The following is a 21,172-nucleotide window of genomic DNA, read 5'->3' on the forward strand; positions in this document are numbered from 1 at the left end:
CACCAACACTGTTCCGAATCAAACTAATTAAAATAATCACCCCCAACTAAAAAAAATAGTGAGGACATATTTATAAAATTGAGAGTGAGGACAACCAAATATTTCTAAGATTAAAAAGTGAAAAACACCCCAGAAATACCTGCTTGAAAATGGAAATTGATAGTGTGGGAACTGGCTAAAAGGTACACCGTGATTTAACGAGACACCCATTGTTAAATTCTTGGAATACCCTAATCGAAAGATGGGACTGGCGCACATCTTTTGGAATTAACAGCCAACGTCGAGATCACAGAAGTTTACCTTCCCCTCGGAGTTGCCGCAGGGCATTTTCGTTCGTTGCGTGAGCAAGGCAGGATGCCGAGATAGCGTCAGTCGAATCAGGGACGAGCGTCTGACGCGGTAGCATAAGGACGCTAAATGCCCAAGGGGCTTTCAACTCCGTTAGGGGCGTCTTGGAGCATCCAAGGAGGATAGGACGAGCAGTCCTCCTTGGTCGGGTGTGGGGTGAAGCCCCACGACTTTGACTTTGCTTTTAAATTATTTAACGAAAAAATATTTAACGAGACACTCATTGATAAATAGTTTGAATGCACTAATTGTGAGTAACAGACTATCAACCATACCAAAGGCTTAATGGGATTCAGGTGTGGGATGAAGCCTCACGACGTTGATTTAGCCTTTAAAAAATTAACCATCAATCATCCCCGAAATCACATAGGAACTAAGATGTTTTCCATGCGAAAGATAATTCTCCCACTGATCATGCTAAGTCTTGGCGCATTACCTCTATATGCTCCAGCACAAGACACCAGCGCGTTATGGGGTAAAAAATACGCTGAGGTGAAATCGAGTTTATTGGCTGCTGGCTGGGTATTAGCACCCGTAGCAGAAGATGAAACGCCAATGACAAAAGATTACCCTGAAATAACCTGTGGTAGCGGCGCGATGGCAATTTGCTCTGTCGGCTTTAAGCGAGACAAAACTACGCTTGCCTTAGTGGTTGAACCTATTGAAAATACACTGGTGGTGACGGGCGAGTACTAGTCCGGCTCATCCCGCTATCAACACCACCACAGGCACCACTGCAATAGGCACCACAAATTCGCACATCAGTTCGCATAAAAGAATGTACGAGTTAAGACGTACTTTAACGATGGAGACAGTTATGCCTGACACAACAACCCATTCCCAATTAGGCCCAAACCCTAACGATAGAGAACCAATGAAAGGCTTCCCTCAGGTTGGCTTTCTTAAAAACTTTATTACTCGCGAGAACATTATCGTCGGCGATTATACCTACTATGACGATCCTGCAGGGCCTGAAAGATTAGAGTCGAATGTGCTTTATCACTTTGACTTTGTTGGCGATAAACTGATTATTGGTAAATTCTGCGCTATTGCGAAAGACGTGAAATTCATTATGAATGGCGCCAATCATCAAGTGTCTGGCTTTTCGACTTATCCCTTTTATATCTTTGGTAATGGTTGGGAGAAAGCGGCGCCCAATCCCGAAGATTTACCTTTTAAAGGCAACACCTGTATCGGTAACGATGTGTGGATTGGTTATAACGCCACTATCATGCCTGGAGTGAAAATTGGCCACGGCGCCATTGTTGCCAGTCAATCCGTGGTAACAAAAGATGTACCGCCCTACGCTGTGGTTGGCGGAAATCCTGCCACTGTCATCAAGCTGAGGTTCGAGCAAGATGTGATAGATGAGCTCGTTACCATCGCTTGGTGGGATTGGCCGATAGAAAAAATCACTCAGCACCTACACGCCATCGCGGGCGCTGATCTGAGTCAATTAAAGCAGGCGACCTAAGGTAAGCGGGTCGCGAGCAAGCTTGACGAAAAATCTCAAGCGACAGCAATAAGCAACAAACATTAAGAAACCACCATTAAGCGCAGAACAAAATCCAATATGCGCAATTTTGTACAAAAGCGCTGAGGATTTCTGGGTTACTATCAGGTACAACCCGCCCATTCATCTATTCAAGAAAGGAGGCTTAATGAATACAGAACATGCGGCCTACCAGATTGCCGATGAATTAGGTGGCCTCGAGTTACTCAATGCCCACTACCATAAACAAAACTTCAGTCGCCACACCCACGAAGGTTACACGGTCGGCGTGATTGAAACGGGGGCGCAGCGTTTTTATCGCACCGGTGGCAACCATGTGGCGCCAAAGCACAGCATCATTCTCGTCAATGCCGATGAAGTGCATAATGGCTGTAGCGCCACCGAGGGCGGTTGGTCCTATCGTGCCATGTATCCAGTACCTGCGCAGTTTGCCAATATAAACAGTGAGCTAGCAAACAGCGGAGCGCCCTATTTCCCAGATCCCGTAGTGTACGATCCCGAATTAGCCGAACTGCTGCGCCTCACCTTTAATACCTTAGATACATCGGATAATCGCTTACTGCGTGAAAGCTTAGTCTATTCAAGCCTAATGCAGTTAATGGCGCGCCATGGCAAGCATCGCCCGAGAGACAACCTCGCGGCAGTCGCTAAGCCTGCATTAGCGCTGGTGAAATCCTTTATCGACGATCATCCTGCGGCCGATATTTCCCTTGAAGAGCTGGCAACGCTTGCAGGATTAAGCCCCTATTATTTACTCAAGCAATTTCAGCGTTGTTACGGCTTACCGCCCCACGCTTACCAAATTCAGGCCAGAGTGAGACTCGCCAAGGGGAAAATCAAGCAAGGCACACGGCTGCTTGATGTCGCCCTCGATTGTGGTTTTCACGATCAAAGCCATTTGAATCGGCATTTTAAAAAGACCGTCGGCGTAACGCCGGGGCAATTTGCCAAAGAAATAGGCCGCAATATTATCCAAGCCTAAACAATCACTTTAGGTTAATCTGCCATGCTCATGCATGCTTTCTATCCCTAATAACAGGCCGGCTAATAACAGGTCTGCCATGACTAAACACTAGTCTCTAAGAAAGAGTCGTAACTGAGCGCTAATAACAGAGCAAGCAAATCTTATCCCAGCATTCATTGTTTAACAGCGGCCCTAGTGTCGCCGCAATTTTTAGGAGCCAAAGTGACCACCGACAAGCTTATAGAACCCGATGTTTCTCCCGCGCATCCCACAAAAGCCAAGGCTTTTTTAAAAGGCACCTTGGCCATGATGCCGCTGACAATAGCAGTGGTTCCTTGGGGAATTTTAGCGGGCTCCTTCGCTATTGAGGTTGGGCTCACGCCCATTGAAAGCCAAGCCATGTCAGCCATTATCTTCGCGGGCGCGGCTCAGTTAGTGGCGCTCGGCATGGTCAAAGCTGGTATTGGTCTGTGGAGTATCTTAATTACGACGCTACTCATCACCTCACGGCATCTGTTATATGCGATGGCGATGCGCAGTCAAATCAATCCCTTGCCGTTAAAGTGGCGCCTGACATTGGGCTTTTTGCTTACAGATGAACTATTTGCCATCGCCAATCAAGGCAAGCTACATAAGTTCGACCCTTGGTATGCCCTCGGTGGCGGCTTGAGTTTCTATATTGGTTGGAACCTAGCGACCCTACTTGGCATAGTCGCGGGCAATGCTATCGAGAATTTAGGCGAACTTGGGCTCGATTTCGCCATCGCCGCCACCTTTATCGCACTGGTCGTGCCTACAGTAAAAAAACCGTCGATTCTCGTCTGTGTATTAGTCTCACTCACCCTTGCCGTGGTATGCGCCTTGTTTGAGATTCAAGCGGGATTGCTGTTCGCAGCCATAGCCGGAATGACAACTGGCGTACTTTACGCCAAAGTGACCAAGGAAGCGGAACGCGCAGAACAATCCGCAACTGAGCTTGAAAGCACACAGGCCCAGACAGAGGCTGATATAGGCACTGGGACTAAAAGTCAGACCGAAACTGAAATTGAGACAAAATCTGCATCAGGAGAAAAAGCATGATTTGGTTAATGATTTTCTCAATGGCAGCGGTTGTGTTTATTAGTCGTCATTTACTGCTCGAACCTAAATTACCGCTGCGATTAAGTAAGGGCACCCAAACTTTTTTAAGTTACTCAGCCCCTGCAGTACTGACCGCTATCTTCGCGCCCATAGTGTTTGTGCAAGAAGGTCAGCTCGATCTCAGCTTAGACAACAGCTATCTCATCTGCGCCGTGGTCGCAACGATACTCGCGCTCGTCACCCGTAACACCTTGCTGACCACAGTGTTGAGTATGGGACTGTTTTTCTTTATCCATTAAGCAAACAACATTAAGTAAACAAAGAGTCAGTGCCCAGCAGCGGCACTGGCTCTTGCATCAAGCACTTATACAGCCTCTACCACACTTTTACCCAACCTCATCCCCTCAGATACTCGTATATCAGAAAATCACTTTCACATTATCTTCCACTGTCTTCATGTCCTATACCCTTATGACTGTATCTATTAGGGTATTGATCTCGGTTTAACTTTCGATATCGCACTCGATATAACTCTTTGCATGAATTATCCATTTAAAAGTTTTTTATATAAAATTCAGTTTAAATATTAAATACGCCATGCTATTAATATTAATCTATGCACAAAATTAACCCATTAAGAATTAAAGTAAATACACTATATTATAAAGTTTAAAATACCGTTTAAAAATAAAATAATTAACGCTTTTAACCAAAGTTAAACACCATTTAAATTAATTTATTTTTACTTTGTTTAATAAAAATAAAAGTGCTAGTTTTTAGATGTGCCTAGCAGTAATGATTATTTATATGATTTAAGACTACATATAATTGCCATCGGCGCTCTCAATGAAAGGACATATTTTATTAAAATAAAGGAACAATCATGAGAACAAAATCTAGCCTGAGTATATTAACTTTATCCTGTTTAACCGCACTTGGAACTGTTTCTTTGTTGGCCGAAGCGGCTATTCCGAATACTATTCCAAAACTATCAATGGTAGAACACGCTGCCCCTGATCTTGATTCGCTTAAAAATGATGTGATTAACGACCCCTCGTTTATCAGCTCGTTATTCTCCTTGGGACACCATCTTGGATATGCATGGGCTGGCGGTACGGCATCCCAGTATGTTGGTGAAGATATCGAAGTCAGAAGAGAATCGAGCAACGAATACAGTCTTAAAGCCCGCTATAACGGCAATGATCCTTATGCAAGCGGCTACAGAGCGAATGAGCGTTTGAAGGTGAATTTACAGAATATCCATTTTGTAACTAATCCTCAAAACCTTCAGTTAGGTTCACCTCAAGTTTATGATCGTGAAGCTATTTATACAGCTCCCGTAGTGATTTACAACTGGGGTGATACCGAAGATACCGGTGTCGCCACCCTCAACTATGATTACACCACTAGCTGGGCCAAAACCGATAATTTCTCCTTCTCCGAGAAAATTGGCGTAACCAATAAATATGAAGTGGGTATTCCAGGAATAGGTGGAGCGAGTTCTGAAATCAGTGCCGAATTTTCCGCCAGCCAAGGCTGGAGTGAAACTGACGGTAAAAGTACAACGATTTCGAGTCAGGCACAGTACCGCGCAATTATGCCGCCTCGCAGCAAACGTTATATCTCAATCACTCTGTTTAAACAAAAAGCGGATGTTCCATACACCTCAAGTTTATATATGATGTACGATATAAAATATGAGAACTTCTTAAAATGGGGAGGTAATGCGCATATTAATCATCCGACAAATAGACCTAACTTCCCTTACACCTTTGGCGGAGCGAATGCGAATAACTTAAATGGGCCAGAAGCCTTAGTCGATCAATATCTTCATCAAGATATAAACGGTTATGGTGTATGGGATTGGCCTGCAGCGATTAGTTCGGCACAGTCAAAAAGTGGTTTTGAGTGGCAATTGGCGAATATTGTTAGACAACATGGCGCACCAATTAGCGGTAAATTTACCGCAATAGATTCGAGTCAATTTAATATCGATGCCAGTGAATCCTATCCGCTAACGGATGAAGATATTGCTAATCGTCCGAAAAGTGCTCAAAAATTAGGACTGAGTCGTAATATTCAAGTTGCCGTCGGCGAGACCCAAAATAATGATGAAGATGGTTTAATCAAAAAACTGCATATTTCGCAATCAAGCGAAGTCATGTTAAACAATTAAAAAACGGTGAGTTTAGGCTCACAATAATAGCTATGATACGATTATCAGAGAGATCTCGATACAACTAGCAAAATACTATAATGCTACTAGAAAATTAGAAATGTAATATAAGCCACTCATTCGAGTGGCTTATCTTTTACTTCGGCTCGCGCCTTCGATTGTTCATCCATCAGGCAAATATAATCTTCCAACTCTTGCCCTGGTGCTAGGTCAAAATGACGGTTCAGCCGTACAAGACCCGTGATGCGATCGACCCTAAAATTACGAAAAGCCGAACGCAGCTCACACCATGTCAGTAAGGTCCAAGTGCCACGCCAAAAATAGATGGCGAGCGGGCGCACTTCACGCTCGGTGACATCGAGTTTGACGTCTTGATAGAAGAGTTTGACGTATTCGCGGCGCTGAGCTGCGTTACGCAGCGGATCGAGGAATTGGAACTCATTGGAGTCGAGGTAAAAATCCGGTGAAAACATCAAGGATTGATAGGCTTGTAATCGTTTTGGTAGTACAGCTTCGACTTTAATCATCGCCTGCCTCGCGGCGCTACCAAGCTCCTTACCACCCCAAGTTTGCACCATACGCATGCCAACTTGAATCGCTTCGAGTTCGGCTTCGTTAAACATCAAGGGCGGAACATTGACCTCGTGGCGCAACAAATAGCCGACACCCGCCTCCCCTTCAATGGGAATGCCACTTAGACACAAATCCTGCACGTCACGGTAAATCGTGCGCGTGGACACCTCTAACCGTTCAGCCAACTCTTGGGCTGTGGTCAGGCGTTTATGTTTAAGAATTTGCACTATTTGAAATAGGCGGTCGGCGCGGCGCATTGACTCTGATTCAATCCTTTAGTTGCCTATCAGTTGATTAAGCATTGTGAGTTTACATAAATCACTGACATATCCTGACACTCACTTGAGTGATAGTTTACGATTTAAATCATAAAATCCCGATATAAATCTCCACCTCAGTGGCGCTGAGATAGACTTCAAAATCAGTTTGATAACGTCGCTGATGCGGACAATCGTTAGCACTAAAATAGCCCCACACTTGCCCCCAAAGATCGATAACACACTGGGGCATGTCACCTTGACTGGTGAATTTTAGGTATTTACCGGCTTCAAGCTCAAGCGACGTGAAGTGGTTTGCCTCGACTGGGGCATCAATTGTCTTGCCCACCAGCACAGAAAAATTGCCATTCATGTCTGACTCATAGTCGTAATACACGCCATACATGGGCGAATTGAGCATAGCGGTGAGCTGGGATGATTCAAAAAAGGCTTGCCATAAATTGCCAATTTTAGCGCTATCGGCGGACATTTCTGCCCGATTGTTCGTGCGGGTGCTCAGCCCAAGTAGCGGTCGAGCATCAATATAAACCACGTCCATCTTTGTTTCTTCCATAGAAATCTAAACCCATGCTTTAGTTAATTTCGTGATTTTAGCGTCGTGCCTTAAGGCCACGACGCTAATACATTAATCACTCGAGACTACTTATCCTTAGACCACAGACCCACTTTGTTACCTTCGCTATCGGCAAATAAGGCGATATAACCACACTCGCCGTCTTTAATCGGTGTGACTGGCAGGATAATCGTCACCTCTGCTGCGATAAGTTTATCCACTAAAGGTTGCAATTGTGCGCTGAAATGCAGATATACAGTGCAGCCTTGCATCGATGGCTGGCTCATGCTGCATTTGACTAACCCTATGCTCGCCGCACTCGCATCTTCGGTGACTATGGTCGCATATTCCATGTCTTCCATATCGTCACGTTTAAACTCAACCCCAAAATGCTGCTGATAAAAAGCAACGGCACGGTTCATATCACTGACAGGAATTTCACCCCAAACTAACGGTGCAATAGATAACATTTTCACTTTCTCCTTGTTGAAAAATATCAATGATTCAAAACCTTATTTATAAAATTCAGAACTGAATCATTAACGGGCGACAACAAGAATAAAACAAGGCTACTGACAGCATGATGTCAGTAGCCTTTTAATAAAAGTGAATGTTGAGGTTTTTGGCTTAGCAGTTAAAAGCGTTACTTTGGCAAACTGGCTTGGTGCGCCTGAATAAAATCATCCATGGCTTTGCTCGCTCTCGCTTGGGCACTGGCTAAGGTATCTGTATCGACCATAGTTTCGACCACTTCGTAGTAGCACTTAATTTTAGGTTCAGTACCAGATGGCCTAACGATCACCCGAGCGCCACCCGCTAAGCAATAGGTCAATACATCGCTCGGTGGTAAGTCGATTTTCTCAACGCTACCATCGGCAAAACGACGCTCAAGGGCTTTTAAATCATCGGTTGAGAGCACGTCATGCTCACCAATCTTCACGGGGGGATGTTCGCGTAAATAGGCGCCAATATTAGGCGTGTCAGGTTTTAGTGCAATACTCACCTGCGCATTGAGATAGAAGCCATGCTCACGGTAAATGTGCTCGAGTCTGTCCCAAATCGTTTGCCCCTTCGCCACCAGTTCGGCTGTTAATTGGGCAAATGCCACCAGCGCCGACAAGCCATCTTTATCCCACACCATACTGCCAACTGTGTAGCCAAGGGCTTCTTCATAGGCAAACAGGAATTGATCCTCCGGGGACGTTTTCGCGATACCCACATTCATCAGCCACTTAAAGCCGGTGAGCGTGGTAAAGCTTTGCGTGCCAAAACCTTGAGCAATCTTAGATAACAGACTCGATGACACTATCGTGGTGCCCGTAAGTCGCTGATTATCTTTAGCGTGAGATAACAAGTAATGCCCAAAGAGCACACCGACTTGATCGCCCGTTAGCATCTGGTACTCGCCATCATCACGGCGCACTGCGACCGCAAAACGGTCGGCATCGGGATCGTTGGCACAGGCGAGCATAGCGCCGTGTTTTTTCGCCTCGGCGATCACTAAATCCATCGCGCCCTTTTCTTCCGGATTGGGGAAGTTCACCGTCGGGAAATCGCCATCGGGTTCACGTTGGGAAGCAACCGAATACACTTGGGTGAAACCCGCATCTTTCAATACGGTTTCGGCCATTTCAGCGCCCACACCGTGCATGGCGGTATAGGCTAAACTGACCTTTTCTGGAGCCGTATGGTTTTGCAGCACCTCAGCCTGCTGCACACCATGGCGATAGCTTTGGTAAAAATCGTCCTGCAACAGAATCAACTTACCCTGTTTTACCGCCTCATCATGTTCTAAAAACGGAATAGCTTGATTTGCGGCGCGCTCAATTTGCGCGGCAATGCCAGAATCGTGGGGCGGAATAATCTGCGCGCCATTCTCCCAATACACTTTATAACCATTGTATTGCGGCGGGTTGTGACTTGCGGTCACCACAATGCCCGCTGCCGCATTAAAATGTTTCACCCCAAAGGCCACCAGCGGCGTTGGCGCCACTTTAGACGTTAAGCGCACCTTAATGCCCATAGCGGTCAATACGCTCGCCGCATCATGGGCAAAATTGAATGAGTCGTGGCGACCATCGTAACCAATCACCACACCACGCTCGGCGGCATCTTTAATCTGATCAAGTAGATAAGCACCAAGGCCTGCCGAGGTTTGACGGATCACCAGACGGTTCATCCCCATAGGCCCAGCGCCGACCACACCGCGTAATCCTGCGGTACCAAACTCTAAACGACCCGCAAAGCGTGCTGCGAGTTCGGCTTCATTGCCGTTATCAATTAGGGTTTGTAATTGGGTTTGAGTGCGAGGGTCAGGATCATTTTCAAGCCAATGGTTTACCTGTAACTGCAGATGGGTATTCATAACACGCCTCATTGAAAATCATTTGCAATCACATTAGGAAAAACAGCGGCGAAGAACAAGCTAATTTGCATTAATTTCAAAATGAGCCAAGGGTATTGCCATAAAAAAACGCACTATCTGGCCATTCAGGCCGGATAGTGCGTAGGTTTTAACCTTAAACAAACTTCAACATTAGCGAGAAGGTAAAGTGCCCTCGAATACGCGCACTTTGATGTTCTTTTTCAGGTTATCTTGGTCTTGTTGCCATTCTTGCCACTGGGTGAGACTGATACTGAGTTGTAATGAAAAATCAGTAGAAATCCACTCTTTTTGCCCTTGGGCATATTTAGGTATTGGGACTATGTTGCTTGGCCCAACAAAAGATGCTGAGCACATAAAGGTTTTGAAATACACTTGGTCAATCGATAAATCGAGGGCGCTGGGCGATGTTAAGCATTGACCACTGCCCGGCTCTTGATACGAGGCAAATTGGTACAGGATTGCCGGTGTATTATTAGTGCTATCTGGAACGGATGCGGTTTGATGGCAAGATAAACAGCTACTTAATGCGTTATCCGCGGGGCCATTTAAACGTCCGTTACACCCTAAGTGTCCCGCATTGGTGTGCTCATTCAAGCGACCAACCACCTCTTGAAATACTGCGCTATCCTTAAGCCCTGTGATTGGATTTTGAGGGAATGCTGCCGCTCCTACTGTGGCTGGCGGCGTGTCATTTCCCCACATTAATCCCAGTGGAGAGATACGATCCCAAGGATTTTTCTCTTTCGCTTTAAACTGGCCATCGGCGACAAAAGTGCCATAGGCCCAGCCCACGGGCGAGCGACTGTCACGCACTGCGATATCAAACTGCAACAAGTACACATCGGCAACGGAGCGCGGGCATTGCTCTGTTTCCTGTTGGAAACTACAGGCACTGCCATCGGCGTTTTTACATACACAGAAATCACTGGCACTGATATTGGCTTGCCAAACGGGTACGTTTTCGAGGAAAGGATAGTTATTAGGCGTTGCGGTAGTGAACAGTAACTTGCCAATCACACTACCTTCATTAAATGCAAAATTTTGCTGGGGCATCACAGGTGATGGTGCCCCCGTCCATACCTTGCCAATACTATTTGCCGCTTGCGGATTATAAAACCCCACCGCCCACATAGTGGTTTTCAAATCGCCTTGGCCTTTTATCGCCATAGTAACAGGGGCTTCGCGGGTCAAGCCGTGGATAAATTCCCGTCCACTCATGGGATCATAGGTTTGGTAGGGAATATGATACCAAGAGCGTACCTTGTTATTACACAGATCCCAGTCCTTACTGATATCACCTTTGTCGATGTTTCCCTCTTGAATGTACTTCATCACAGCCCAAAGGTATTTCCACGCTTGGGTATTTTTATCACTTTCGCTCAGATTTTTATCGAAGGGATTAAATTCAAGCCAAGGTGCAGCACTATCTGGTTTGGCACTCGCATAAGCATCACTGAGGCTAAAAATAGGCCCCTTCCAGCCCGAATAAGCTTGGTTGATAATGACTTGATTGTCCCACATGCCTGTTTTTGCAAAGGCAGGATCTTGAAAGTAACTTGGATAGGCTCCAGTACAGGTTGAATTTGCATTAGATGTAATGTTCGTCGATTGTTTATCTGCAGCTTTTACGTTGACAGTAGTGAACAAACAAACGTTGAGCATAAGTATGGCGGCAATGTTAAGTTTCATAATATCGTCCTTGAAGAGTATTAGTCCTAAAAACTCCCTTTGTGAGCCTCGAAACCAGCGGTGACTCAAAGTAAGCATAGACTAATTTTTAGTATCCTCATTTTTTAACATCCGCTGTAAAGCATAACGATTCGGATAGTAAGAATATAAAAAAGGCCGTTTAGCATTAGCTAAACGGCCAAGAGATTCGTTATTGGACTCGCCACGAGTCACGCAAACTATTTCCCTATTTATCGATTTCTTGGCCGCGCGTCTTCCACAACGAATACAAGACACCTAAAACTAACAGACCAAAAGTCACCCCAAGAGACAGTGCGGTTGGAATAGTAAAATCCACGATTCCCTCGTGATTGAAATACACTAAACCCACTTTCACCCCAATAAATACTAATACCACTGACAGCGCATATTTAAGGTATTCAAAACGATGCACCATAGCCGCCAAGGCAAAATACAAGGCACGTAACCCCAGAATCGCGAAGATATTTGAGGTATAGACGATGAAAGGATCTTGGGTAATCGCAAAAATAGCTGGAATACTGTCGACAGCAAACACTAAATCTGCGGTTTCCACTAAGATCAACGCTAAAAATAACGGCGTTGCCCACCATCCTTTTGATAACTGATGATCTTCACCCCGTACCCAAAATTTCTCCTGATGCAGTGTCGGCGTAAAACGCATCTTAGTGCGTAACCATTTATAAAACTTATTATCTTGGATATCACCGTGCTCATCGTTTGAGAAGAGCATTTTCACGCCAGTGAAAATCAAGAAGAGTCCAAATAACACAAGTACACCTTGATACTGGGCAACAAGCACGGCACCAAGACCAATCATAATCGCGCGTAGCACTATTACGCCCATAATGCCCCAGAAGAGCACTCTGTGTTGGTATAAACGTGGGATACCTAAGCTACTGAAGATTAACGCGATAACAAATACGTTATCCATTGAAAGCGATTTTTCAATCAGATAACCCGTCAAGTATTCCATACCCGCGGTTGAGCCCTTGTACCACCAAAGCCAAGCTCCAAACAATAAGCCCATACAGATATAAAAAGCTGAAAGCTTTAAACTTTCGGCCACAGTAATTTCATGCTGCTCCTTGTGTAATACGCCAAGATCGAAGGCTAATAATGCCAGCACAAAACCGAAAAACATCAACCAAACCCAAAGCGGGTAACCCACAAATAGGGTGGTAAAAAACTCCATAAGTCTCCTTAAAAACCAACATAACGGTTGAGTAAAATCAGTACAATTGAGCAGATAGACATTAACTCATTGTAAAAATATAAACTGTGAAACCCTATATAAAAACGCAACCATCAAGATTAAAATTCTTTTATAATCAATATGATTTCACTACATACTTACACTTATTCTTAGAATAAAGTCACAGCTCAATCACAGCGCTTCCCTAAGCAAATCATCTAACCCATCTATTCGTCAGATTCATTTAGAGGACGGCCTCGAACGAGTACGAAGATGTTCTCAAATAGTACAAAATCGCCACGCCGTCTATAGAACGACGAACAACAGCGAAATCAAGGCTAAAGACGCTAACATAAAACTGCCACAGTTGAATTCTGGCCACTATGTAGCACTCATTTCTTAACTGAAAATGAATAAATTGAGCCACAGAATCTGGCTCAAAAGCAGGTTAACCACAGTTTCAAAGAACGGCAAAATGGTGAATTAAGCAAAATATTCATCAGTTTCAAGTCCCTTGGCTGTTCCATAGCATCCGAGTGTGATTAACTGCAGCTACTGCGGCGTCTTTTAGCAATCAACAAGGCTGCAATAACCACTAATAATGAAAAATAATTAATAAAATTCATTTCGATAAAATGAATCATTAGCAGCTCGGCGCATAAAGTGCCAGCATTGGGAGTCTTAAGTGTCAACAGAACAACATCCGCCACACGCTATGCAAGGCCCACAGGGTTCGCCCCCTGCTGAAATGCTCTTTGGGCATCCTAAGGGCTTGTTTGTCTGCTTTTTTACCGAAATGTGGGAACGCTTTTCCTTCTACGGCATGAAGGCGTTACTGTTTCTTTATCTGATTAAATATCATCTGTTTACCGACGAATTTGGCTATAACGTCATTGGTGCTTATGGTGCCTTAGTGTACGCCATGCCCGTGGTCGGTGGTTTATTGGCCGACCGCTATATCGGCATGCGTAAAGCGGTGATCTTCGGTGGTATTTTGTTGGTCCTCGGCCACTTAGGCATGGCCTTTGAAGGCCATCAAGCGGTTATCGTCGCCGGTGAAGTTCAGCGCGATGAACAAGCACTGCAGGTGTTCTATTTATCCCTCGCCTTGATCATTGTCGGAGTGGGCTTTTTAAAACCCAATATTTCCACCATAGTCGGTCAGCTGTATCCCGAGTCATCTCCAAAGCGGGATTCAGGCTTTACCATTTTCTACGCGGGCATCAATTTAGGCGCCACCTTAGCACCGTTGATTTGTGCTTATTTAGGTGAAACCTATGGCTGGAAGTACGGCTTTGGTTTGGCCGGTTTAGGCATGTTAGCGGGTTTATTGGTGTTTATTCGTGGCAAGAAACACCTGCAAGGCTTCGCTGAACCCAGAGATCCCGCAAGAATTTTAAAGAAAACCGCTGGCATCACCACAGAGCAATGGATTTACTTAAGCGCCATCGGCAGCGTAGTACTGGTCTGGGGGTTGATTCAAACCCACTCCCTCGTACTTTCGATTAGCAGTTTATTACCCGCAGTGAGCCCAGTGATTTGGTTCTTGCACTCAGTCTCACTGGTGCTCGCCCTCGGTATTGGCTGGTTTATGGTGAAACATTGTAATCCGATTGAACGTCAACAGATGTCGGCTTTGCTGCTTTTCATCGTTGCGGGTTTGATCTTTTTTGGCTTATATGAACAAACCTATGGCTCATGGGTGGCATTTTCGGACCGAGTGATGGACCGTAACATGCTCGGCCTCGAATGGAGCGCTGGACAGTTAACCTTCCTCGGCGCTTTCTTTGTGATCAGTTTGTCGCCTATCTTCGCTTGGCTGTGGCCAGCCCTCGCCCGTAAACATTGTGACCCGAGTAAACCGGTTAAAACGGCACTCGGCATTTTGTTCGCAGGTTTATCCTTTATGGTACTTGTGCTCGGGATCCAAATGCCGCTAAGCAGTGGCTTAGTGAGTATTTGGTTCTTAGTCGCGGCTTATTTTGTATTAGAAATCGGCGAGTTATTGCTGTCGCCCATAGGCTTATCTGCCGTGACTCAGCTTTCGGTAAAACGCGTGGTCAGCCTGATGATGGGCGCTTGGTTTCTCGGCACATCATACTCTGAAATCTTAGCCGCCGAATTAAACAAGCTCGCCGCGATTGATACCCAAGGCGGCGTAATAAGTGACGTACCTAGTGCGATGGCGCTATACGAGCAACTGTTTATCTTCTCGGCGCAAATTGGTGTGGTAATGGCCTTAGTCTTCTTTGCCCTTGCGCCATTAATGAAGAAAATGATGCACGAGAACACAGCAACAAATTAAGTCAAAGAATTTAAAAGGAAAGGAAAAGAAAGGAAACTTGGCTTACCCTCGGCCTCTAAGTCGACGGTAAGCCAAGACAATAAGATGTAAAGCCAATAACCCCGTAAAAGCGGTGCAGAAAAACAGTAAGGCAATCGAGTTCACTTCCCGCGGCGCATCATAATAAAGCCACCAACACTACGGCCAACCGATAGCCGACAAAGCGGTAAGCTGCCACATGCAGCGTTTGCAGCGACCCATCTTTTGCCTGAAAATCTCCGTTTTACAATCACCGCAACTCATAAGTCCCCAGCTAAACTATGCCCACAATAATATTGCTAATAAGAGTGCAAATAAGAGCAGGCACATTGAATATCATACACACTCAGAAACTCATGACTAATAACACTAGAGTGACGCTTTAAGTCTTGCCATCCCTTCATTGATAGAGACAAGTGCGCGATAGCCTAAATCTCGCTTGGCGGCGCTAATATCAAAATAATGGCTGCAGGATAACTGCCTTGCCACGAAGCGCGTCATCATGGGCTCTTCTTGCTTCTTTAGTAGAAAATACACAGTTTCCAGCACGGCGCCTGCCACATAGGCCACAGATTGCGGCACGCGCTTAGTGACTGGCGGCAAAGCATCGCAAGCCAGAATTAGATTGAGCATTTTTGCCATAGTAATAGGTTCATCGTTACTCAAAAAATAAGCTTTTCCCTGACACTTAGGCTTTGCTTGGCACAGTTCAAGCGCGGCCAGCACATGGGCATAGGCGGCGTTGTCTATGTAGATGGTATCGACAAGCTTATCTTCACGGCCAACCAGTTTAAGCTTATCTAAACGGCCGCGCGCTAACACCCTAGGCACAAGATGGGGGTCGCCAGGACCCCATATTAAATGCGGCCTGAGCGCGACAGTTTTTAACGCATAGGCAGCAGTGGCTTGAGTCGTAACTTGGCTAGATACTTGAGTCACACCAGTATTTTCAAGTGGCATGTCACCCGCTTGATTAGCATCAAGCACCATCTTCTCAGCGATGGCTTTAGAATGGGCATAATAATTAAGGAATCTTGTGGCATAGGGAGTAGACTCATCAATACCCGATTCATCCTGCCCAGCAAAGGTCACACTCGGGGTACTGGTATAAACTAACTTGTCTATTTTTAATGCCTTACAAGCGGCAATCACATTGGCAGCACCCTTCACATTTGGGCAAAAATAACTGTCTCTATCGCCCCAAACGCCGGCTTTAGACGCCACATGGAACACGATATCGCAGCCTTGCATCGCCTGTTGCAGTTGGTCTTTATTGACTAAATCCCCTTGCAGCATGACTACGCCCAGCGCTTCAAGTTCGGGATAGTGCCCACGGGAAAAACCTGTGACCTTAATGCCCGCAGCTAACAATCTCAGGCAAATCGCTTTACCTAAAAATCCCCCAGCTCCCGTGACAAAGGCGTGTTGCACCCTAAGCGCGAGCTGCACGAGTACCGTTTGTTCAGCAGCATCAAATTGCGCAAGCGTCGTGCTCTTGATTGGGTTTATCGTCATTAAGGGTATCCATTTCAGCACATTTACATGAACTTAAAGTCGGTGTAATAAGTTTAAAATAAGCACAAGGGCTTAAAAATAAGCGAGTTTTTTTCAAATGAACACAGAATATAACGTAAAAAATGCAAGAAAAAAGCCGCGGAGTATATACCCAAGCTACCTGAAAATACGAGTTTCAGAGCACCTAGGGTGCTTCAATTCAAGGCGCATCAATGATGAAATGTCGGCCACCTTTTGAATTGATGCAACACGGAAGTGAAGTGCCCTAGGCGCTCCGTCCCGGCGTGGTTTAACGCACTTTATGCTGTGTTGACTATTTTTAACTTAGTCCACTAGGTCTGCAAATAGCCGCCTTGCCTAAAGTACGTTAACCGCCCGCTGAATCCTGCATTTTCAGGCTGTTTGGGTATAAATCAACCTTTCGTTTGTGATTGTGCCCAAACGGCTAATTTTTCTCTAAAAATCTTGGCATTATGCCGCACATCCACAGGGAAATCAGGATGAATAAGAAATCGTCTTATGCCCTGCGTCTGGGTAAACTGCTCGGCGATAGCAATCAAATCTTGATACAACTGCTGACTCTTATTGCACACCAATGACTGGTCGAGTTCGATACAAATTAACGGCTCTATTTCGTTCGCCACTTTTACCCCTACTAAGGCCGAGCGTTTCACATTGGGATGGGTATTAAAAATGCGTTCACAGGGAATGGAATAGTAACGCTTAGCAAATATACCATTACGGGTGGCGTCGACTCTGTGGGCCTTGCGACCACACATCCATAGCCGACCTTGGTCATCAAGATAGCCCAAATCGCCCATGCGGTGTCTAACGGTATTGGTGGCTGAGTCCCACATTTTGGCCGCCGCAGTTGCGCGATTGCCTTGGCTATCGTGCTGACTATCGTTTTGCCTATCATGTTGGCTATTGTTTAGATAATAGGACTGACTCACCATAGGCCCCTGCACCACGATTTCGCCGATTTCACCGTTATTCAGCACTAAGGACTCATCCCACTCGGGAATAACGGCTTCACTAATACCTATGATGCGAATCGTCACGCCTTCAATAGCGCGACCAACACAGATACCACCGCCGTTATCTGTGATATCAGTCGTGGCAAATAACGCATCGCTGGCAATCATACTAATAGGCAAAGATTCGGTTGCGCCGTAGGAATTTAAAATCGGCACACCTTGGCTCAGCATCTGACTAAATCGAGCGATGGAAGCAATGGTCGCTGGCGCACCCGCGGAGATAACCCGCTGTACGCTGGGCAGTTTATGTTGTTTCTGTTCACCTGCGCGGCCTAAACGCTCGAGCAAAGCGGGATTCACAAAAATATTGCTGCATTGATATTTCTCAATCGCGGCAAACAGGAACTCAGGATTGGCGGTAATGGGCTTGCTGGCATCCATTTCAGGAACAATAGACGCCATACCCAGTGCGGGGCCAAAGAGTGAAAACAGTGGAAACGTGGCGAGATCGCGCTCGCCATGGCAAATGCCATAATCGTTTTTTAACGCTTTAATTTGCGCCTCAAACATACCATGGCTATACACTACGCCCTTAGGCGTGCCGGTACTGCCACTGGTGAACAAAATCGCCGCCATCTCATCAGATTTGAGCATCACCATGGGATATTCAGCATGTTGCGCTGAGGCATGTTTAGCCGAGGCGTTTAGTGAAGATGACTGTCGTGAAGAGTCGTTTTGCAGCAGAGTCGATAAACTAATAGCGCCAGTAGCGATGCGCATCAATCTTGCCGCTAAGCCTGTTTTGCCGTCATCAACATTGAGCAATGACTTAATGCTGCCCTTACCCCAACCAAATAAACGTCTAGCAATATGGGCTTTGGGAATACCGATAAAAGCATCGGGAGCGGCTTCGGCAAAACATTGCTTAAGATTGTTAATCCCCATACCTGGGTCAACAAGGATAGGAATAATTCCCGCTTTAAACAGCGCAAAAGTAAGTGCAAAAAAATCCAGACTCGGCGTGACCATAAGCACGGCCTTCATGCCGCGCTCAATGCCATGGGCGTTCAGCGCAAAGGCTATCGCATCGCTTTGTCTGTCTAGATTAAGAAAGTCCAACTCGCTGTAACGCAAATTCGCCACAGAAGCGCCCTGAGCGCTTTGAACTGCTACTGCAAGATGGTGTGGAATGGCATGGGCGGCTTGCTTGAGATGACGGCAAATATTGGCGTCACAGGCCATTACTGACATAGAAGTGCCCGTTAAAAGTGACGATTCCAACGGCGTCACTACAGCAGCCAGCAAAGGAGTCACTTCAGTCTCAAGCAAGGTCGACATTAACCTGCGACCTGTTCGGACGGCGCCGCGGCTTGGTCGTCAGCCATAAAGCCTTTGATATGGGCAATCACTTCATCACTGGCATCTTCCAAAATGTAGTGACCACAATCGGCAAACTCATGCACGGTCGCATGGGGCATGTGCTGACGCCATTTTGCTAAAAAATGCTTATCGAATACAAAGTCCTTCAGGCCCCAACAAATCAAAGTCGGCACTTTGGCAAACTGCGGTAAACTCGCAGCGATATCAGAGACTAACTGATAGTTTCTATCGCCTTCACGCAGCGGAATATCCTGCACAAAACGCAGCGTCGAAATGCGATTAGCCCAAGAGTTAAAGGGCGCGACATAGGCTTCGCGGATATATTTAGACATCGGCTGGCGCTTAACACCCACATAGGAAGCAATAGACGAAAAGGCATTAAAACCACGAACTAGCACTGTTCCTAACAGGGTATTACGACAAATCCACAGCGGCCAAGGAAACGGTTTAGTCTCAGGCAGATGGAAAGCGCCTGTGTTCAAAATCACTAGGCGTTTAATGCGCTCAGGATAACGCGCCGCATAACCCATACCTATCATGCCGCCCCAGTCGTGTACAACTAAGGTAATGTTTTCTTTCACATTCAAGCTATCGAGCAGGGCTTCGAGATCGTCGATACGGTTCTTAAGGGTATAGTCATAGCCGCTATCGTCGGGCTTATCCGACAGACCACAGCCGATATGATCTGGCACTATGCATTGATGCGTGTCTTTTAAAGCGCTGACGAGATTGCGGTAGTAAAACGACCAGCTAGGATTACCGTGAACCATCACCACAGGTTCGCCTTGGCCCTCGTTGATATAATGCAGCTTGTTGCCATTACGGCTAAGAAAATGACGTTTAAAAGGCAACAGAGTGTCTAACATGACGCTTCCTATCTTGATTCTTTATGAGAGCGAATAACGGGTTATGTACAGCTGGCTTAGCTTATCGACTGAATCATGGACTTACTGGGTTGGCTAGAATGTATACCAGCCATCAAGCAAAGGCGTGAAAGGTGCACTGCACCCTACCACTTAATGCCTAACATCATGCAATTCAATCCACTGCCTATGCCTAAAAAGCTCACTTGATCGCCCGCTTGTAAAAAGCCTTGATCGTGCGCCATCGCAGCGGTCACAGGTAACGACACTGTGCCCATATTGCCCAGTAGCTGATACGTTGGAAATTCTTTTTCGGGGGAAATATTTAACGCGCTAAGCACTTGCTTACGGTTTGAGGCGCCTACTTGATGGCAAATCACTTTGTCCACTTGCTCAACCAGCCAATTACGCTGCTCAAGGAAATGCTCCCAAGTGTGTTTAGCCAGCTCAACGCCTTCTTTTAATAAGGTCACCGCATCGGTACGCATAAACTCGCGGTACAGATTGTGCCCCACTTCCTGCAGACCCCATTGACACAACTGGTGATGTTCGGGCGCCGATAAGTGCGAGGCACCCAGCAATTGATGCTGACGCACATTTGTCAGTGGCAAACTGCCATCAGTTAAGATGACCGCAACAGCACCAGAGCCACCGGTTAAGGTCGCCAGCGACTGGGCAAAATTCTGCATGGTCGGATCGGCCAGCATGTTATCGATAGTGACATCGACAATATCCCGCGCTGATTCACAGGACACCACCATACCCGCCTTGATTTGACCCAACTCAATACGGTTCGCGATATCTAAAATACCCGATAACACCCCAAGACAAGCGTTGCTGATGTCGTAAATCGCGGTGTCTTTTGACACTCCTAATTCGGCAGCAATACGACACGCGGTCGCGGGCTCATGTTGATCGCGGCACACGCCGGTATAGACAACAGCACCTAAATCGGCGACATCAATCCCAGTTTCAACCATGGCTTTACGGGCAGCTTTAATCGCACCGTCGGACAATTGATGTCCTTTTGGCCACCAGCGGCGTTCGGTAATCCCAGTCAATGCGGCAAGCTGTCCCATAGGAATGCGGAACTTTTGATACAAAGGAGCAAGACGAGACTCTAGCTCACTACTGGAAACCACAACAGGCGCCAGTTCATAGGCCAGGCTATTAATAAATACGCGGGAATATTTCATGAAACTGTTTTATTCGCTCACTAGAATGACTGACCAAGAGGTCAGCTTTCAGTTGTTATTCGTCATTAATGCGACATTTGAACAAGAAAAGCCCGATGATTCAATAAAAAACCATCTTGAGTGTAAGACTTGTCTCACAGCGCAG

Annotated in this window: 17 protein-coding genes and 1 pseudogene; 7 read left to right on the plus strand and 11 right to left on the minus strand. The window is 46.1% G+C overall.

From position 1 onward, the window contains the following. The first annotated feature begins 726 nt into the window (after positions 1–726). The 6 genes from K5Q99_RS16500 to K5Q99_RS16525 all read left to right on the plus strand — a co-directional run bounded on the left by K5Q99_RS16500 (position 727) and on the right by K5Q99_RS16525 (position 6,081). A complete protein-coding gene (locus tag K5Q99_RS16500) occupies positions 727–1,044 on the plus strand; it encodes a hypothetical protein (protein ID WP_220777466.1) in 318 nt (105 codons plus the stop codon). Positions 1,045–1,165: 121 nt separating this feature from the next. After that, on the plus strand, positions 1,166–1,822 hold the full coding sequence (locus tag K5Q99_RS16505) for a Vat family streptogramin A O-acetyltransferase (protein ID WP_220777467.1): 657 nt from the start codon (positions 1,166–1,168) through the stop codon (positions 1,820–1,822). A gap of 187 nt (positions 1,823–2,009) precedes the next feature. Continuing rightward, positions 2,010–2,843, plus strand: a complete 834-nt coding sequence (locus tag K5Q99_RS16510) for a helix-turn-helix domain-containing protein (RefSeq protein WP_220777468.1) — start codon at positions 2,010–2,012, stop codon at positions 2,841–2,843. A gap of 204 nt (positions 2,844–3,047) precedes the next feature. Further along, the gene (locus K5Q99_RS16515; protein ID WP_220777469.1) at positions 3,048–3,905 is read left to right on the plus strand and encodes an AzlC family ABC transporter permease; all 858 of its coding nucleotides are present in this window, start codon (positions 3,048–3,050) and stop codon (positions 3,903–3,905) included. Next, entirely contained in the window at positions 3,902–4,204 is a 303-nt protein-coding gene (locus K5Q99_RS16520) for an AzlD domain-containing protein (protein ID WP_006085337.1), read from the plus strand. Before K5Q99_RS16515 ends, K5Q99_RS16520 begins: the two co-directional genes overlap by 4 nt. A gap of 584 nt (positions 4,205–4,788) precedes the next feature. Next, entirely contained in the window at positions 4,789–6,081 is a 1,293-nt protein-coding gene (locus tag K5Q99_RS16525) for an aerolysin family beta-barrel pore-forming toxin (RefSeq protein ID WP_220777470.1), read from the plus strand. Between the two features lie 116 nt (positions 6,082–6,197). Here K5Q99_RS16525 and K5Q99_RS16530 read toward each other — a convergent pair whose 3' ends face one another. From K5Q99_RS16530 to K5Q99_RS16555, 6 genes are all read right to left on the minus strand, one after another. After that, on the minus strand, positions 6,198–6,911 hold the full coding sequence (locus K5Q99_RS16530) for a helix-turn-helix transcriptional regulator (protein WP_220777471.1): 714 nt from the start codon (positions 6,909–6,911) through the stop codon (positions 6,198–6,200). Positions 6,912–7,020: 109 nt separating this feature from the next. Then, positions 7,021–7,470: a GyrI-like domain-containing protein gene (locus K5Q99_RS16535; RefSeq protein ID WP_220777485.1), complete on the minus strand. Its 450-nt coding sequence runs from the start codon at positions 7,468–7,470 to the stop codon at positions 7,021–7,023. Positions 7,471–7,571: 101 nt separating this feature from the next. Then, entirely contained in the window at positions 7,572–7,955 is a 384-nt protein-coding gene (locus tag K5Q99_RS16540; RefSeq protein ID WP_220777472.1) for a VOC family protein, read from the minus strand. Positions 7,956–8,128: 173 nt separating this feature from the next. Then, positions 8,129–9,850, minus strand: a complete 1,722-nt coding sequence (locus K5Q99_RS16545; RefSeq protein WP_220777473.1) for a phospho-sugar mutase — start codon at positions 9,848–9,850, stop codon at positions 8,129–8,131. Between the two features lie 171 nt (positions 9,851–10,021). Then, positions 10,022–11,560, minus strand: coding sequence for a hypothetical protein (locus K5Q99_RS16550; RefSeq protein ID WP_220777474.1), 1,539 nt, complete (start codon positions 11,558–11,560; stop codon positions 10,022–10,024). A gap of 226 nt (positions 11,561–11,786) precedes the next feature. Continuing rightward, the gene (locus K5Q99_RS16555; RefSeq protein WP_220777475.1) at positions 11,787–12,773 is read right to left on the minus strand and encodes a TerC family protein; all 987 of its coding nucleotides are present in this window, start codon (positions 12,771–12,773) and stop codon (positions 11,787–11,789) included. 685 nt (positions 12,774–13,458) lie between these two features. Here K5Q99_RS16555 and K5Q99_RS16560 point away from each other — a divergent pair. After that, positions 13,459–15,078, plus strand: a complete 1,620-nt coding sequence (locus K5Q99_RS16560) for a peptide MFS transporter (RefSeq protein WP_220777476.1) — start codon at positions 13,459–13,461, stop codon at positions 15,076–15,078. A gap of 42 nt (positions 15,079–15,120) precedes the next feature. Here K5Q99_RS16560 and K5Q99_RS16565 read toward each other — a convergent pair. The 5 genes and pseudogenes from K5Q99_RS16565 to K5Q99_RS16585 form a co-directional block, all read right to left on the minus strand. Then, a pseudogene (locus K5Q99_RS16565) lies at positions 15,121–15,360 on the minus strand (DUF3624 domain-containing protein). A gap of 105 nt (positions 15,361–15,465) precedes the next feature. After that, positions 15,466–16,611 carry a 2-alkyl-3-oxoalkanoate reductase gene (oleD, locus tag K5Q99_RS16570; RefSeq protein ID WP_220777477.1) on the minus strand — a complete coding sequence of 382 codons (1,146 nt, stop codon included), beginning with the start codon at positions 16,609–16,611 and terminating at the stop codon, positions 15,466–15,468. Between the two features lie 413 nt (positions 16,612–17,024). Beyond that, the gene (oleC, locus tag K5Q99_RS16575) at positions 17,025–18,926 is read right to left on the minus strand and encodes an olefin beta-lactone synthetase (RefSeq protein WP_220777478.1); all 1,902 of its coding nucleotides are present in this window, start codon (positions 18,924–18,926) and stop codon (positions 17,025–17,027) included. Beyond that, a complete protein-coding gene (locus K5Q99_RS16580) occupies positions 18,926–19,834 on the minus strand; it encodes an alpha/beta fold hydrolase (protein ID WP_220777479.1) in 909 nt (302 codons plus the stop codon). The genes oleC and K5Q99_RS16580 overlap by 1 nt, the downstream gene beginning before the upstream one ends. 143 nt (positions 19,835–19,977) lie before the next feature. Further along, entirely contained in the window at positions 19,978–21,027 is a 1,050-nt protein-coding gene (locus K5Q99_RS16585) for a 3-oxoacyl-ACP synthase III (RefSeq protein ID WP_220777480.1), read from the minus strand. Positions 21,028–21,172: the final 145 nt, after the last annotated feature.

It is taken from the genome of Shewanella hafniensis, from assembly GCF_019655335.1.
GTDB classification, from domain to species: domain Bacteria; phylum Pseudomonadota; class Gammaproteobacteria; order Enterobacterales; family Shewanellaceae; genus Shewanella; species Shewanella hafniensis.

What these genes read in the sequence shown, in the direction of transcription:
- K5Q99_RS16500 (WP_220777466.1), top strand. Translation starts at nt 727, where the DNA reads ATGTTTTCCATGCGAAAGATAATTCTCCCACTGATCATGCTAAGTCTT.
- K5Q99_RS16505 (WP_220777467.1), top strand. Translation starts at nt 1,166, where the DNA reads ATGCCTGACACAACAACCCATTCCCAATTAGGCCCAAACCCTAACGAT.
- K5Q99_RS16510 (WP_220777468.1), top strand. Translation starts at nt 2,010, where the DNA reads ATGAATACAGAACATGCGGCCTACCAGATTGCCGATGAATTAGGTGGC.
- K5Q99_RS16520 (WP_006085337.1), top strand. Translation starts at nt 3,902, where the DNA reads ATGATTTGGTTAATGATTTTCTCAATGGCAGCGGTTGTGTTTATTAGT.
- K5Q99_RS16525 (WP_220777470.1), top strand. Translation starts at nt 4,789, where the DNA reads ATGAGAACAAAATCTAGCCTGAGTATATTAACTTTATCCTGTTTAACC.
- K5Q99_RS16530 (WP_220777471.1), bottom strand. Translation starts at nt 6,911, where the DNA reads ATGCGCCGCGCCGACCGCCTATTTCAAATAGTGCAAATTCTTAAACAT.
- K5Q99_RS16535 (WP_220777485.1), bottom strand. Translation starts at nt 7,470, where the DNA reads ATGGACGTGGTTTATATTGATGCTCGACCGCTACTTGGGCTGAGCACC.
- K5Q99_RS16540 (WP_220777472.1), bottom strand. Translation starts at nt 7,955, where the DNA reads ATGTTATCTATTGCACCGTTAGTTTGGGGTGAAATTCCTGTCAGTGAT.
- K5Q99_RS16545 (WP_220777473.1), bottom strand. Translation starts at nt 9,850, where the DNA reads ATGAATACCCATCTGCAGTTACAGGTAAACCATTGGCTTGAAAATGAT.
- K5Q99_RS16550 (WP_220777474.1), bottom strand. Translation starts at nt 11,560, where the DNA reads ATGAAACTTAACATTGCCGCCATACTTATGCTCAACGTTTGTTTGTTC.
- K5Q99_RS16555 (WP_220777475.1), bottom strand. Translation starts at nt 12,773, where the DNA reads ATGGAGTTTTTTACCACCCTATTTGTGGGTTACCCGCTTTGGGTTTGG.
- oleD (WP_220777477.1), bottom strand. Translation starts at nt 16,611, where the DNA reads ATGACGATAAACCCAATCAAGAGCACGACGCTTGCGCAATTTGATGCT.
- oleC (WP_220777478.1), bottom strand. Translation starts at nt 18,926, where the DNA reads ATGTCGACCTTGCTTGAGACTGAAGTGACTCCTTTGCTGGCTGCTGTA.
- K5Q99_RS16580 (WP_220777479.1), bottom strand. Translation starts at nt 19,834, where the DNA reads ATGTTAGACACTCTGTTGCCTTTTAAACGTCATTTTCTTAGCCGTAAT.
- K5Q99_RS16585 (WP_220777480.1), bottom strand. Translation starts at nt 21,027, where the DNA reads ATGAAATATTCCCGCGTATTTATTAATAGCCTGGCCTATGAACTGGCG.